This is a genomic window from Bacillus sp. CCB-MMP212 (assembly GCF_022748145.1).
Taxonomy (GTDB): domain Bacteria; phylum Bacillota; class Bacilli; order Bacillales; family Bacillaceae_G; genus Bacillus_A; species Bacillus_A cereus.
In genome coordinates this window covers 531,332-545,882 of record NZ_JALDQE010000001.1, presented here as the reverse complement: position 1 = coordinate 545,882, position 14,551 = coordinate 531,332, and the positions used below count along the sequence as shown (strand labels likewise).

The following is a 14,551-nucleotide window of genomic DNA, read 5'->3' as shown; positions in this document are numbered from 1 at the left end:
AGATAAGGATGATATATAATGGTGCAAAAGGTAAAGGAGAGAGTGAAAATTGAAGATATCTTAATGGCGCATAATTGCATGAAAGATATCGTTATTAAAACACCGTTACAACGTGATACAGTTTTATCTGAGAAATATGATTGTGACGTTTATGTAAAACGAGAAGACTTACAATTAATTCGCTCTTTCAAAATTCGTGGTGCGTACAATTTAATTCAAAGCTTACCGAAAGAAAAATTACAAAACGGTGTTGTTTGCGCAAGTGCTGGTAATCATGCGCAAGGAGTTGCTTATACGTGTAATTTATTGAAGATTCCGTCAAAAATATTTATGCCCACAACAACACCGAAACAAAAAGTATCACAAGTACAATTTTTCGGTGGTGATTTCGCAGAGATTGTATTAGTTGGTGATACATTCGATAGCTCTTTCCAAGAAGCACAGCGCTATTGTGAAGAAAATAAGATGACATTTGTTCATCCGTTTGATGATCCGTATGTCGTTGCAGGTCAAGGGACAGTGGCAGTTGAAATTATGCATGATATGGAGAAATCAGTTGATTATATCTTTACAGCAATTGGCGGTGGTGGATTAGCATCAGGAGTTGGTACATATGTAAAAGGTGTTAGTCCTACTACAAAGGTTATTGGTGTAGAGCCAATGGGAGCTGCATCTATGAAAGAGGCTTTTCTTCAAAATGATAATGTCGCATTAGAGAAAATAGATAGTTTTGTTGATGGGGCAGCGGTTAAAAAGGTAGGAAAGTTAACTTTTGAAACTTGTAGAGATGTAATTGATGACATTGTTTTAGTACCAGAAGGGAAAGTTTGTACGACGATTTTAGAACTGTATAAGAAAAATGCGATTGTAGCTGAACCGGCTGGTGCACTCTCTATTGCAGCGCTTGATTTATATAGAGATGAAATAAAAGGTAAAACAGTTGTATGTACGCTAAGTGGTGGAAATAATGATATTGATAGAATGCAAGAAATGAAAGAGCGTTCGCTCATGTATGAAGGACTGAAACATTACTTTATCATTGAATTTCCGCAGCGTTCAGGTGCGCTAAGAGAATTTCTTGATAAAGGATTAGGACCAGAAGATGACATTACGCGCTTTGAGTATATTAAGAAACATAATAAAGAAAATGGTCCAGCATTAGTCGGCGTAGAATTAAAACATAAAGAAGATTATGAGCAATTAATTACTCGCTTTAAAGAAAATAATATTCAATTTATGGAACTTAATAAAAACCCTGTTTTGTTTGATTTGCTTATTTAATAGAAGGAAAGAGTTAGAATATAAATAAAAAAGATAGATACAAGCGAGGGAATATAGTGCTTGTTCTATCTTTTTTATAGTTAAACTAGGTACTCATTAAATTCAAGAAGAATAAAGCTAGCTAACCAAAAGAGTATCGCAATACGAATGATTACATGCATTGTAAATTCAAAAGGAGTAAGATTTCTCTCTCGCTTTATTTTTTAAATAGTCTCACAGAATAAAAGGAACATAAAAGTAGGATTGCTATAGACATTTTATAAACGTTCTCTAACAAACTTACATTTTCTAATAAGTCTTTCAGCATGTTTATCACCTATTCTGTAAAGTATATTACAGAGAAATAGATCTTGAGCTGTCTAGTTTCGTTTGGTTTTTATTTTCCCTGTATCATCAATTTCTACATCAGTTGAAATTGTTTGTAAATATTGAAGAGCTTTTTTCTTTTCTCCCTCATTTACAGGGGAAACTTGGTTGTTGCGAATGATATAAGGATTGAATGACATTTGGACATCCTTTCCTTTAAAAGTTAAAGTTAATACGCCAGTTTCAGCGCTTTTCCCATTCACATAACTCGGGAATAAAAAGTTACCTAATGAGTAAGCGATAGGAACTTTATTATAATACTCAAACCCTTGTAACCAATGTGGATGGCTTCCGACAATTGCGTTAGCTCCTGCTTCAACCATTTTAGGTACATATTGCTTTTGGTATTCTACCGGACGATTTGATTTTTCAACGCCCCAATGCATATAGACGATTAAATAGTCTGCATCTTGTTTTTGTTCTTTAATTGTTTTTGTTACAAGATTTAAATCATAGCCATTCGCAACGCCAGGTTTATTCTCACCAGCTACCCAATTAGAATCAGGCATAAATCGAACGAAGGAAAGAAATTTAAACTTTTTCCCTTTTACGGTCATTTCTCGTGCTGTATATGCATCTTTCGCATTTTTTCCGGCTCCAATGTAAGGGAACTTTAATTTTTCTACGTGAGAAATCGTATCTAATAATCCATCTTGCCCATAATCAAGTGTGTGGTTATTCCCAATATTTACGATGTCATATCCAGTGTTTTTAATAGCTTGTAGTGTAGATGGATCACTTTTAATCCAAAACAGTTGCCCAGGTGCTTTCTTTTCTTTCGTTGTAAATGCCGACTCTAAATTCACAAAAGAAATATCAGCTTTTTTTATTTCTTCTTTTACATGTTGAAATGGGTAATCAGCCCCATTCTTTTCGATTATAGGACGTAATTGCCAATCAAACATTGTATCACCAGAGAAGGTGAGTGTGATTTCTTGGTCTTCTATTTTCTTTTCGCTTTTTGAAGCGGTTTTACTAGATTTGTTTTGCAAATCGGGTTTGTCTTTTGCTTTTGAAATAAAAGAGTAATTGATTAATAAAACAATCGGTGTAATGAAAAAGGCTATTAACAAAAATCGTTTTAGTAAAGTTTTCATATATACCTTCCCTTTTAATATTATCCCGCAATTAAATTAACACTGAATCTATTAAAGGTAATTAAAGTTACAAAAAATAGCGGGTTATGTAGTGGAAAACATTTGTTAATATTCTCAATATTAAGTTAACATATAGATAACCTGTAAATCAATGTATAAACCAAAATATAGAAATAAAGAATTCGAAGGGTGAAGAATGAGAAATGGTTATATTAGGAGCAGTTGTAAATGGGATTTGTATTATATTTGGTACTTTACTTGGTAAATTATTTAGTAGGATTCCAGAAAGTATGAAAGGGACGATAATGCACGCAATCGGTTTAGCGGTTACTGTGCTTGGGCTTCAAATGGCATTAAAAAGTGAAAACTTTCTTGTTGTCATACTGAGTTTAGTGATTGGTACGGTAATTGGAGAATGGTTACAATTAGAAGAAAAGTTAAAACATTTAGGGGATTGGCTAGAAAATAAAGTTGGATCGAAAGGGAAAGGTAGCATATCAGAAGGTTTTGTAACAGCTACTTTAATTTTTGCAATTGGCGCGATGGGGATACTTGGTGCACTTGACAGTGGGATTCGCGGAAATCATGATGTTTTATTTACAAAGGCGATTATCGATGGATTTATTTCTATTATATTAACGACAACTCTTGGAATTGGCGTAGTATTTTCGGCGATTCCAGTTGTTTTATATGAAGGTGGTATTGCAGTTTTTGCAACACAAATTAATAGTTTTGTCCCGAAAGAATTAATGAACCATTTTATAGTGGAGATGACGGCTACGGGCGGCATTATGATATCTGCTATTGGATTGAACTTGCTTAGTATTATTAAAATCAAGGTGGCAAATTTACTTCCAGGTATATTGGTAGTGGGTGTAATTGTTTCAATTATTTATGGTTACGGTTTAATGGATTATTAACCAACTTCATTTAGGGGAGTTGGTTTTATTATGAAAATGATGTAGAGATGTAGTGGTTTTTACTGGAAAATAGCGGGTTTTGTAGTAAATCTTGCATATAAAGCAAATTACTAAACTTTTTACAAGAAAGGGTGTAGAATGGGTATCTAAAGAAAGAAGGTGTGAAAATGGCCAGCTGGAAACGGAATTTAATGATTTGTTGGCTAGGTTGTTTTACCACTGCAGCCGGTATGAGTTTAGTAATTCCTTTCTTATCTTTTTATATTGAGGAATTAGGAGTAACTGGCACTTCAAGCATTGCACAGTGGTCGGGACTTGCATTTGGTGTAACATTTTTAATGGGTGCGATCGTATCGCCAATATGGGGAAAGCTTGGTGATATACATGGACGGAAATTGATGCTTATTCGTGCTAGCCTCGGTATGGCGATTATTATGACGCTTATGGGGTTTGTAACGGATGTGTATCAACTAGTCGCACTAAGATTTTTAATGGGAGCAGTATCTGGTTTCCTTTCAACAGCGATGACATTTATTGCAGCAGAAACTCCGAAAGAACATTCAGGTTGGGCGATTTCCACAATTTCAACTGGTGGTGTGAGCGGTTCGTTACTTGGGCCGTTACTTGGAGGTTATTTGTCTGAGTTAATTGGAATGCGTCATGTCTTTCTTGTTACAGGAGCTTTTTTATTCCTTTCCTTTCTCATCGTTTTTTTCTTCCTGCATGAAGAAAATCACTCTGCTCAAGCAAAAAAAACACAGCCGAAAAAAGTATGGACGATGGTCCCAGCGAAGCATTTAATTATTAGTTTATTTGTAACAACATTTATTATTCAACTTGCTAATATGTCAGTTCAACCCATTGTTACATTGTACGTGAAAAATTTAGTAGGTCCTCATACTGCACATATTGAAACAATTGCGGGAGCAGTTATGTCAGCGACAGGATTAGCAGTTATTTTGGCAGCACCAAGACTAGGAAGATTATCAGATCATATCGGTCCTCAAAAAACGTTAGTTGTAGCGTTATTTGCAGCAGGAATTATTTTTATCCCGCAAGCATTTGTAACCTCAGCGTGGCAACTATTAATTCTTCGATTTTTATTAGGTATCGCCCAAGCAGGATTATTGCCTTCCGTACAAACTCTACTAAAACAACATACACCAACCCATGTTACGGGACGAATATTTGGATATAATCAGTCGTTTCAGTTTTTAGGAAATATGATTGGGCCAGTGCTCGGGGGACAAATTGCAGCGCATGCAGGCTTCCAATATGTTTTCCTCTCTACATCATCACTATTATTTATTGCGTGTATTTGGGTTTATTTTCATAATAAGAACGAAGAAGTATCAGAGAAACAACGTTTGGAAGTTAGTTAACTAAGTGAATGAAAAAGAAAAAGGATGAAGCAACATGTGCTTCATCCTTTTTCTTTAAAATCGAAGACAGAGATAACTTAATGTACCAAGCTCATAACTACGGTGAATGACTTCACCGCTATTCTCGCCACTTCCCATTGCAATAAACAAAGGAACAAAATGCTCTGCTCTTGGTACGGCTAATTGTGCATGAGGAGCATTATTCTCCCAATTAAACAATGCATCTTTATCGTTATTCTGCATATGTTTAATAATCCAATCATCAAATTCAATTGCCCATTTTTCAGGTGTAGTTTGATTCCATTTCAGTGCTCGTAAATTATGAACGGTAACGCCACTACCGATTACTAAAATATCTTCTTGTCCGAGTCCTTTAAGTGCTTCTCCAATTTCAAATTGTTCTTTTGCAGAAAGGAATGGATTTACTGATATTTGCACGACAGGAATATTTGCTTCTGGATACATGCGGTGCAGGAGTGTCCATGAACCATGATCTAAACCTCTCGTCATATTATGATGGACTGGAATACCTTTGTTTCTAAATTTTGTTTCTAACATAGATGCAATGCTAGAAGAGCCTTTCGCACGATATTTGATTTCGTATAACTCAGGGGGGAAACCTCCAAAATCATAAATTGTTTCATATTCGTTATCTGATGAGGAAATCGTTAATACTTCAGTTTCCCAGTGAGCAGTGAAAATAACAATTGCTTTCGGTTTATATGTTTCTCCAAGTGTTTTTAAAAATCGTGTATAGTCTGTATCTTGAATAGCGAGCATAGGCGAACCATGTGCTAAAAATAGTGATGGCATCATAATAGTAGAAACCTCCTAAAAATTATATGATTACTTTATGTAAGTAACTATATAATTTTATTTTGAATTCGTCAAGAAATTAGTTTAAAAGCAAGTCTGAAAAATACATCATTTGTCATAATGAAAGCAATTACATATAATATAAAATAAGAAAAGTGAATGGATATTCATTTTCTTAAAGCTATACATAATAGAGTTGGGGGCTGACGAAATGAATGTACAGGAAAGTTTCGTTACGGCATTGGATGGATCGGAAATTTATTTGCGTAAGTGGTTACCAGAAGGAGATCCGAGAGGAATTATTCAAATTGCACATGGCATGACAGAGCATGCAGGGGTGTATACAGAATTTGTAGATGCTTTATTGGAAGCAGGGTATGGTGTTTATGCGCATGATCATAAAGGACATGGGAAAACAGTAAAAAAAGAAGAAGATTATGGTCATTTTGAACCAAATATAGGGTGGAATCAAGTTGTATCGGATGTTATCTTTGTTTCAGAAAGGATAAAAGAAGAGCAGTCAAGTCCTTTGTTTTTACTTGGACATAGTATGGGTTCTTTTTTATCAAGACGTGCTGTACAACTTAGAGGCGAATTATATGATGGATTTCTAATTTCAGGAACAGGTGGAAATCCAGGGCTTTTAGGAGCTATTGGTCATAAAGTAGCAACAATCGAAATGAAATTGCGCGGGGCAAAAACGAAAAGTCCAATGTTAAACTTTTTATCTTTCGGAAACTTCAATTCGAACTTTAAGCCAAATCGTACAAAATTTGATTGGTTATCTTCAGATAATAATCAAGTTGATAAATATATTGCGGATCCGTTATGTGGTTTCATTTGTACGACGAGTTTTTACCGAGAATTATTTTCTGGAGTATTAGAAGTAAATAAACTAGAAGAATACAAGAAGACGCCAAAGAATCTTCCAATACATATATTCTCTGGTGATCGTGATCCTGTTGGCGATATGGGGAAAGGTGTAAAAGAAGTATATGAAAACTATAAAAAATGTGGTGTGAAAGACGTGACACTACGTTTATATGAAAATGGTAGACATGAAATGTTTCATGAAGTAAATAAGGATGAAGTATTTAAAGATTTAATTTCGTGGTTAGATGCGCATAATAAATGAGAAAGATAATCCCAAACTGTTTGTAGTTTGGGATTATTTATTATACAGAAATAGGGGCAATAAATTCTTAAATTCACTTTACTTAATAAAAAATAAATCTTATTCTATATAATTAAACAGATATCAAGCTCTGTGTAAGTAAGGAGATGAATGTATGAGATTTGGAATTATCGGTCCATCAGAAGATGAAATTACGCCTTTTATTGAAGAAATGTCTAATAAGGAAATAACGAATCTTGCGATGTTAACATTTCACAGTGGGAAATATGAGAATGTAGAAGTTGTTGCCTTATATTGTGGTGTATGTAAAGTTAATGCAGCTATTGCAACTCAAATATTAATCGATAAATTCAATGTAACGCATATTATTGTCACAGGTGTTGCAGGAGCAATCGACAAAGTATTGAAAATTGGAGATACAGTAATTTCAACAGAAATAGCATATCATGATGTTGATGAAGGGATATTAACTGAATATCATCCTTGGATGGAAAGTGTATATTTTAGAACGGATAGAAACCTGCTTGAATTAAGCAGAGAAGTGGTTGAGAACAATCAATTCGCTCAAAATGTTTATTTTGGAAAAGTTGTTACTGGAGAAGCGTTTATTAGTGAGAGTGGTCGTACAGAAATAATCTCTAAATACAATCCACTTTGTGTAGATATGGAAACTGCAAGTATAGCCCACGTCTGCTATGCAAATACGATTCCGTTTTTAGCAGTGAGATCAATAACAGATACAGAAGAAGCGTCTGGCATAGAAGTGTTCGAAGATAATTGTGTATCTGCTTCGCATAATTCAATTTATTTTGTTAAAAAGTTACTAGAGTCTCTAAAAAAATAAAGAAATATTGTATGAGAGGAAACCTCACTTTTCTGAAGTGAGGTTTTTTGTAGTAACGAAGTAATAGTGAATAAAACTAATTTTAAAAGTAACTTAAAATCAAACTTTTTATAAAGCAACAGATGCCTGTTCATAATAGTAGTATAATAGTGAATGAGGTGTTAATAGAATGGAAGATAGAACGTTAGGTTTATTACTAGATGTTGTTGGTGAATTATTTTCAGATGAAATTTCAATTGCTGTTTCGAATACGAAAGAATATATTTACTATCGGCCAAGTAAACGAATTGATTTAAAGATTAGTGTCGGGGATCCTATAAAGGAAGGAACGATTGCTCATAAATCGATGGTGATGAATCAAAAAACATCTGAGTTTATTAATCGGGATGTTTTTGGTATTCCTTATCATGGAATGGCTGTACCATTTTCAAACAATGGAAAGCTTGAAGGGTGCGTAACGGCAATTTATCCAGCTTTAACGGATGGAAAGTCAGTCGTTACTTTAAAAACAACAGACGGCTGGATTCCGGTTCCTTTTTCAAAGGTTATGTATTTAGAGGCTAAAGATAAAAAGACGTATGTGAATTCAGAAGAGTTATCAGGAACACATAAATACTCTCTACAAGAATTCGAATACTTGCTTCCGAAAGATTCATTTATTAGATGTCACCGTTCGTTTATTGTAAATGTTAATCATATTAAAGCGATTTATCCTGATACCCATTCTACTTTTGTACTTTCGATGGATAATGGTGAGAGGGTACCAGTTAGTCAATCATACGCTAGTTATTTCCGTAAGCTTCTAGGATTCTAAATTTTTCTGCTTTAGAACCTAGATTTGCTGTTCTGTCTGAATTTTCGGCATTGTATACTAAAATCCCTATTTTGATAGTGTTAATGTGTAAAATAATTATGAATATTCAATGAGAGAGGGATTACATATGGAGAACAATTTAGATAGAATCAGAGATCAACGTCTAAAAGATCGGGTAGTTACACCTGAAGAAGCAGCTTCCTGGATTCAAAGTGGAATGACTTTAGGCTTAAGTGGGTTTACACGTGCAGGTGATGTGAAAGCAGTCCCATTTGCGCTTGTAAACCGAGTTAAGAATGATGAATCTTTTAAAGTAAATGTTTATACTGGGGCTTCTTTAGGCTCGGATGTAGACAAATTATTTGCTGAGGCAGGAATTTTAGGGAAACGATTGCCTTTCCAAGCTGATGCGACAATGCGAAAAGGAATTAATAACGGAGACTTTTTATTTGTAGATCAGCACTTATCTCATACAGCAGAGTTACTCCGTGCTGACGTTCTGGATATAGATTTCGCTATTTTGGAAGCGGTTGCGATTACAGAGGAAGGAATGATTATTCCAACCACTTCAATTGGAAATTCCTTAGCGTTTTCCTTAAATGCTAAGTCTATTATTATTGAAATGAATATGGCTCAATCCGCGCAATTAGAGGGGCTACATGATCTATATGAACCAGGTAAACAAGGAGAGAGGCTTCCAATTCCGCTTGTGAAAACGGATGACCGAATTGGAACAATCGGTATTCCAATTGATCCTGAAAAAGTAAAGGGAATTGTGTTTACGAATCAATTGGATTCGCCATCGACAATTGTTCCTCCGGATGAAGAAACTGTTATTATGGCACAGCATTTAATAGAATTCCTTCGAGAAGAAGTCAAAGTAGGCCGATTAACAAATCGTTTAGCACCGTTACAATCAGGAATTGGTTCAGTGGCTAACGCCGTATTGCATGGAATGTTAGGTTCAGAATTTGAAGATTTAGAAGTATATTCCGAGGTTTTACAAGATGCAGTTTTTGATCTTATGGATGCTGGAAAAGTCAATTTTGCTTCTTGTTGTTCTATCACGCTTTCTGAAGAGAAAATGCAACAAGTATTTTCTAACTTTGAAAAATATCGTGACAAATTAATGATGCGTCCACAAGAGATTTCCAATCATCCTGAAATTATTCGTCGCCTTGGATTAATCTCAATTAATACTGCATTAGAATTAGATATATACGGAAATGTTAACTCTACTCACGTTTTAGGTACAAAAATGATGAATGGTATTGGTGGGTCTGGCGATTTTGCAAGAAATGCCCGCCTAGCTATCTTTGTTACTAAATCGATTGCGAAAGGTGGTAACATTTCAAGTATCGTTCCTTTCGTTTCACATGTAGATCATACTGAACATGATGTAGATGTTATCGTCACTGAACAGGGATATGCCGACTTAAGGGGACTTGCGCCAAGAGAAAGAGTGGAACTTATTATTGAGAATTGCGCACATCCAATGTATCGTGAACAGCTACGAGCTTATTACGAAGAAGCAAAAATAAGAGGTGGACAAACTCCTCATATTTTAGAAAAAGCTTTTTCTTGGCATACGAACTATGCTAAAAATGGAACAATGCTTGAAGCGGTAGTAGAAACTGTATAGGTTTGTATCGTACGAAATAGTAAAACGAATGAGTGAGCTTGAAGATTAAATTTTAGAAAAAGAGAACGCCAACTTTTAGGGATGGCGTTCTTTTTCTTTAAAAAATTTGTTGAAAATCGTACTGATTATAATAAAGAATTATAAAAGTAAGCTCTAATTTATGAAAATAAAAGGTTTTTTGAAGTGCTTTCCGAATCAATTTAGTAGTTTACATATCGAAAGTGAGGAGAAAGAATCATGAAGATAAGAGAAGCGTTATTAGGTGAAGCAAATGAATTAAGTGAACTCGCACTACAATCAAAAGCAACGTGGAATTATAGTGAAGAATTCATACTTGCTTGTAAGGAAGATTTAACAATTACAGAAGAATACATAAAAAATAATTTTGTATATGTTTTAGAAAACGATAATGCGAAGATTGGTTTTTTCTCATTTTTACGTAATGATAAAGCTCTCGATTTCTTGTACATTCATCCTGATTACAAAGGAAAAGGTTACGGGAAAATACTTTGGGAGTATGTAATAGAAAAAGCAAATGAACTAGGATTAAAAAGTTTTACAATTGATAGTGATCCGAATGCAAAAGGATATTACTTGAAAATGGGAGCACAGTTAATAGGAGAGACACCATCAACTGTCTTTAAGGGTCGTGTACTGCCTCTTTTGAAATATGATGTGTAAAACTATTAATAGTAGGGGAAGATTAGAATGGATGATGTAAAGGAAAAAAGAATATATGAAGCACTAATAAAATCGTGGTCAATTGAAACAAGTTCAAAGTGGACAATTGAAAATCCAGCAAAGGGACAATGTGGTGTTACAGCTCTTGTCGTTCAAGACATATACGGAGGAGAAATTAAAAAGACAAAAGTAAGAGAGGTATGGCACTTTTATAACTTTATAGATGGGCAGAGATTTGATTTTACAGAGACTCAATTCAATGGGAAATTGAATTATATGGATGAAAAGTCAAATCGGGAAGAAGCATTTGCAGATACAAATGAAAAGCAATATAACATTTTGAAGGAAAAAATAACGAAAGAATTCAAATTATCTTTTGACTCTTAATCTTTAATAAGTTACTATAATGGTGGTAACTTATTAAAGGGAACTTCATAGAGTTGAAAGGGGAAATACTTTTGAAAACAACTTATGTAAACGCTACAATCGTAACGATGAATGAACAAAACGAAGTGATAGAAAATGGATATATCATTGTAGAAAATGATCAAATTATAGATGTAAAGAGCGGAGAATTCGCTAATGATTTTGAAGTAGATGAAGTAATTGACATGAAAGGAAAGTGGGTTTTACCAGGGCTTGTAAACACACATACACACGTTGTAATGAGTCTCTTAAGAGGTATTGGCGATGATATGTTATTACAACCATGGCTGGAGACGAGAATTTGGCCACTTGAAAGTCAGTTTACTCCAGAGCTTGCGGTTGCTAGTACGGAATTAGGATTACTTGAAATGGTGAAAAGTGGTACAACATCATTTTCTGACATGTTTAATCCAATTGGAGTAGATCAAGATGCAATTATGGAAACGGTATCAAGGAGCGGGATGCGAGCTGCTGTTTCAAGGACTTTATTTAGCTTCGGAACGAAAGACGATGAAAAGAAAGCGATTGAAGAAGCTGAGAAATATGTGAAGCGTTATTATAAAGAAAGTGGCATGTTAACTACGATGGTTGCACCACATAGTCCATATACATGTAGTACAGAATTGTTAGAAGAGTGTGCTCGTATTGCAGTAGAGAATCAAACAATGGTTCATATCCACCTTTCTGAAACAGAGCGTGAAGTACGTGATATTGAAGCACAGTACGGAAAACGTCCAGTAGAATATGCAGCAAGTTGCGGGTTGTTTAAACGCCCAACAGTTATTGCACACGGTGTAGTATTAAATGAAAATGAGCGTGCATTTTTAGCAGAACATGATGTTCGAGTAGCACATAACCCAAATAGTAATTTAAAACTAGGTTCTGGTATAGCGAATGTAAAAGCGATGCTAGAAGCAGGAATAAAAGTAGGAATTGCAACAGATAGTGTTGCGTCTAACAATAATTTAGACATGTTTGAAGAACTGCGTATAGCAACTTTATTGCAAAAAGGTATACACCAAGATGCAACAGCATTACCAGTTGAAACAGCTCTTTCTCTTGCGACAAAAGGAGCTGCGGAAGTAATCGGGATGAAACAAACAGGGTCACTAGAAGCTGGTAAGTGTGCTGATTTTATTACGATTGACCCGTCTAATAAGCCGCATTTACAACCAGCGGATGAAGTGTTATCACACCTTGTATATGCTGCTAGTGGAAAAGATATAAGTGATGTAATTATTAACGGAAAACGTGTCGTTTGGAATGGCGAATGTAAAACGTTAGATGAAGAGCGTATTATATTTGAAGCAAGTCGTTATAAACGAGGTTTACAAAGATAGATAATTATGTGGCAGTTGAAAAAGCTATCCTTTTAAAAGGATAGTTTTTTTCTTGAACGAATAAATATTCAAAAGAATGTCGCATCTTTCTGTTAGTATTTCTGCTATAATATATTACGCTTTATAATATTTTATATTTAAGGAGAACAACTCATGAAGCGAAAAAAGAGCCATTTAATGGTAATGGCACTTGTTACATCTTTATTATTAACAGCTTGTAATAATAAAGCGGATAAAAGTGACATAGAGGTTAAAAAACAAGTGTTAAATGTAACAGTATCAGAAGAAATTCCTTCTCTGGACACTGTGAAAACAACAGATGGTACATCAGCACACATTATGCAGAATATATTTGAAGGGTTATATGTATTAAACGATCAAGATCAGCCTACTCCAGCCATAGCAAAATCGTTTAAAAGAAGTGAAGATGGTAAGAAATATACATTTGACTTGCGTAAAGATGCAAAATGGTCAAATGGGGATAATGTAACAGCAAATGATTTTATATTTGCTTGGAAACGTGCAATTAACCCTGAAACAGCCTCTCAATATGCGTCCATGCTCTTTTATGTAAAAAATGCGAAAGAGATCAATAAGGGAACAATGCCTCTTGATGCACTTGGGGTTAAAGCGATAAATAATTATACGTTAGAAGTTGAACTCGAACAGTCAATTCCGTATTTTTTACAGTTGTTAGCACTACCTATATACTTACCACAGCATGAATCATTTTTGAAAGAACAAGGAAACAATTATGCATTGGAACCTAGTAATCTCATATATAACGGTCCATTTGTATTAGAAAAATGGAAGCATGAACAAGAGTTTCAATTAAAGAAGAATGCTACATATTGGGATCGAAAGAAAGTGAAATTAGACGAAATAAACTTTCATATCGTAAAGGATACAATGACAGCTGTAAATTTATATGAAGCCGGAGATTTAGATCGAGTACCTATTAATTCGCAAGTTGTAGACAAGTATAAAGGGAATAAGGAATTACATATGTCGAGTGATCCTGGAATTGCTATGCTTCGTTTTAATGAAAAAAATAACGCGTTAGCAAATAAAAAGGTGCGTCAATCTATTTCATTAGCGTTAAATAAAGATGATTTCGTTGCTCACTTTATTAATAACGGAGCAAAACCTGCAAGTGGACTTGTACCAGTTGGTCATGTAAATGAAGTGACTGGTAAAGATTTTAGAAAAGAAAATGGAGATATTTCCTCATATGATTTGCAAAATGCGAAAAAACTTTGGGAAGAAGCGAAAAAAGAGCTTGGGGTAGAACAAGTAAACCTAGAGTTCTTAACGTTCGAACAAGATAACGCAATACGTATGGCAGAATATATAAAAGGTGATTTAGAGAAGAATTTGCAAGGGTTAACGATACAAATTAAACAACAGCCATTTAAGCAAAAATTACAGTTAGAACAAATAGGTGATTACGATATAACTATGGCAAATTGGGGACCTGACTATAAAGACCCAATTAGTTATTTAGAGTTATTTACGACAGGGAATCCGAATAATAAAATGAATTATTCTAATGTTCGTTACGATGAATTAATAAAGAAAGCGAAAACGGATTTTGTACTAGATACGGAAAAACGATGGGAAGCGTTGCGAGAAGCTGAGCAGGTATTATTAGAAGATGCAGCTGTGGCACCGCTTTATCATATTGGCTCAGCGTATGTACAAAAGGATTATGTAAAAGGGATTGAAAAACATCAATTTGGTGGTATTTATACTTATAAGAATGCTTATATTGCTAATGAATAAATACAAAAAACCTTACTTTTTAAAA

General features: G+C 34.6%; 13 protein-coding genes and 1 pseudogene. 11 read left to right on the top strand and 3 right to left on the bottom strand.

Features of this window, described 5'->3' with window-relative positions; translation table 11 throughout:
• The first annotated feature begins 18 nt into the window (after window positions 1-18).
• Window positions 19-1,281: a threonine ammonia-lyase IlvA gene (gene ilvA, locus MRP26_RS02760; RefSeq protein WP_242805952.1), complete on the top strand. Its 1,263-nt coding sequence runs from the start codon at window positions 19-21 to the stop codon at window positions 1,279-1,281.
• An 80-nt stretch (window positions 1,282-1,361) separates the two neighbouring features.
• Here the strand turns inward: ilvA and MRP26_RS02755 are convergent.
• Window positions 1,362-1,588, bottom strand: a pseudogene (locus MRP26_RS02755) (hypothetical protein).
• 52 nt (window positions 1,589-1,640) lie between these two features.
• The gene (locus MRP26_RS02750; RefSeq protein ID WP_088021942.1) at window positions 1,641-2,744 is read right to left on the bottom strand and encodes a CapA family protein; all 1,104 of its coding nucleotides are present in this window, start codon (window positions 2,742-2,744) and stop codon (window positions 1,641-1,643) included.
• 203 nt (window positions 2,745-2,947) lie between these two features.
• Between MRP26_RS02750 and MRP26_RS02745 the strand changes: the two genes are divergently transcribed.
• On the top strand, window positions 2,948-3,664 hold the full coding sequence (locus tag MRP26_RS02745) for a DUF554 domain-containing protein (protein ID WP_242805951.1): 717 nt from the start codon (window positions 2,948-2,950) through the stop codon (window positions 3,662-3,664).
• A 167-nt stretch (window positions 3,665-3,831) separates the two neighbouring features.
• Entirely contained in the window at window positions 3,832-5,046 is a 1,215-nt protein-coding gene (locus MRP26_RS02740; protein ID WP_000179302.1) for a multidrug efflux MFS transporter, read from the top strand.
• Between the two features lie 54 nt (window positions 5,047-5,100).
• Here the strand turns inward: MRP26_RS02740 and MRP26_RS02735 are convergent, their stop codons facing one another.
• Window positions 5,101-5,862 carry a DODA-type extradiol aromatic ring-opening family dioxygenase gene (locus MRP26_RS02735; protein ID WP_016513025.1) on the bottom strand — a complete coding sequence of 254 codons (762 nt, stop codon included), beginning with the start codon at window positions 5,860-5,862 and terminating at the stop codon, window positions 5,101-5,103.
• 211 nt (window positions 5,863-6,073) lie between these two features.
• On the opposite strand from MRP26_RS02735, the gene MRP26_RS02730 reads away from it, so the two are divergent.
• The 8 genes from MRP26_RS02730 to MRP26_RS02695 all read left to right on the top strand — a co-directional run bounded on the left by MRP26_RS02730 (window position 6,074) and on the right by MRP26_RS02695 (window position 14,526).
• The gene (locus MRP26_RS02730) at window positions 6,074-6,997 is read left to right on the top strand and encodes an alpha/beta hydrolase (RefSeq protein ID WP_001102583.1); all 924 of its coding nucleotides are present in this window, start codon (window positions 6,074-6,076) and stop codon (window positions 6,995-6,997) included.
• Between the two features lie 154 nt (window positions 6,998-7,151).
• Entirely contained in the window at window positions 7,152-7,841 is a 690-nt protein-coding gene (locus tag MRP26_RS02725) for a 5'-methylthioadenosine/adenosylhomocysteine nucleosidase (protein ID WP_016082075.1), read from the top strand.
• 169 nt (window positions 7,842-8,010) lie between these two features.
• The gene (locus tag MRP26_RS02720) at window positions 8,011-8,655 is read left to right on the top strand and encodes a LytTR family DNA-binding domain-containing protein (RefSeq protein ID WP_029441983.1); all 645 of its coding nucleotides are present in this window, start codon (window positions 8,011-8,013) and stop codon (window positions 8,653-8,655) included.
• Between the two features lie 127 nt (window positions 8,656-8,782).
• On the top strand, window positions 8,783-10,297 hold the full coding sequence (locus MRP26_RS02715) for an acetyl-CoA hydrolase/transferase family protein (protein ID WP_098679006.1): 1,515 nt from the start codon (window positions 8,783-8,785) through the stop codon (window positions 10,295-10,297).
• Between the two features lie 237 nt (window positions 10,298-10,534).
• Window positions 10,535-10,978 carry a GNAT family N-acetyltransferase gene (locus MRP26_RS02710; protein WP_242805950.1) on the top strand — a complete coding sequence of 148 codons (444 nt, stop codon included), beginning with the start codon at window positions 10,535-10,537 and terminating at the stop codon, window positions 10,976-10,978.
• A gap of 27 nt (window positions 10,979-11,005) precedes the next feature.
• The gene (locus tag MRP26_RS02705; RefSeq protein ID WP_048565312.1) at window positions 11,006-11,365 is read left to right on the top strand and encodes a YunG family protein; all 360 of its coding nucleotides are present in this window, start codon (window positions 11,006-11,008) and stop codon (window positions 11,363-11,365) included.
• Window positions 11,366-11,418: 53 nt separating this feature from the next.
• On the top strand, window positions 11,419-12,744 hold the full coding sequence (locus MRP26_RS02700; RefSeq protein WP_140155627.1) for a bifunctional S-methyl-5'-thioadenosine deaminase/S-adenosylhomocysteine deaminase: 1,326 nt from the start codon (window positions 11,419-11,421) through the stop codon (window positions 12,742-12,744).
• A gap of 153 nt (window positions 12,745-12,897) precedes the next feature.
• Complete coding sequence (locus MRP26_RS02695; protein WP_065228631.1) at window positions 12,898-14,526, top strand: peptide ABC transporter substrate-binding protein; 1,629 nt, start codon at window positions 12,898-12,900, stop codon at window positions 14,524-14,526.
• The last annotated feature ends 25 nt before the right edge of the window (window positions 14,527-14,551 follow it).

Bases quoted from the DNA above. Each gene is read 5' to 3' on its own strand.
- ilvA (WP_242805952.1), top strand. From the start codon at position 19: ATGGTGCAAAAGGTAAAGGAGAGAGTGAAAATTGAAGATATCTTAATG.
- MRP26_RS02750 (WP_088021942.1), bottom strand. From the start codon at position 2,744: ATGAAAACTTTACTAAAACGATTTTTGTTAATAGCCTTTTTCATTACA.
- MRP26_RS02745 (WP_242805951.1), top strand. From the start codon at position 2,948: ATGGTTATATTAGGAGCAGTTGTAAATGGGATTTGTATTATATTTGGT.
- MRP26_RS02740 (WP_000179302.1), top strand. From the start codon at position 3,832: ATGGCCAGCTGGAAACGGAATTTAATGATTTGTTGGCTAGGTTGTTTT.
- MRP26_RS02735 (WP_016513025.1), bottom strand. From the start codon at position 5,862: ATGATGCCATCACTATTTTTAGCACATGGTTCGCCTATGCTCGCTATT.
- MRP26_RS02730 (WP_001102583.1), top strand. From the start codon at position 6,074: ATGAATGTACAGGAAAGTTTCGTTACGGCATTGGATGGATCGGAAATT.
- MRP26_RS02725 (WP_016082075.1), top strand. From the start codon at position 7,152: ATGAGATTTGGAATTATCGGTCCATCAGAAGATGAAATTACGCCTTTT.
- MRP26_RS02720 (WP_029441983.1), top strand. From the start codon at position 8,011: ATGGAAGATAGAACGTTAGGTTTATTACTAGATGTTGTTGGTGAATTA.
- MRP26_RS02715 (WP_098679006.1), top strand. From the start codon at position 8,783: ATGGAGAACAATTTAGATAGAATCAGAGATCAACGTCTAAAAGATCGG.
- MRP26_RS02710 (WP_242805950.1), top strand. From the start codon at position 10,535: ATGAAGATAAGAGAAGCGTTATTAGGTGAAGCAAATGAATTAAGTGAA.
- MRP26_RS02705 (WP_048565312.1), top strand. From the start codon at position 11,006: ATGGATGATGTAAAGGAAAAAAGAATATATGAAGCACTAATAAAATCG.
- MRP26_RS02695 (WP_065228631.1), top strand. From the start codon at position 12,898: ATGAAGCGAAAAAAGAGCCATTTAATGGTAATGGCACTTGTTACATCT.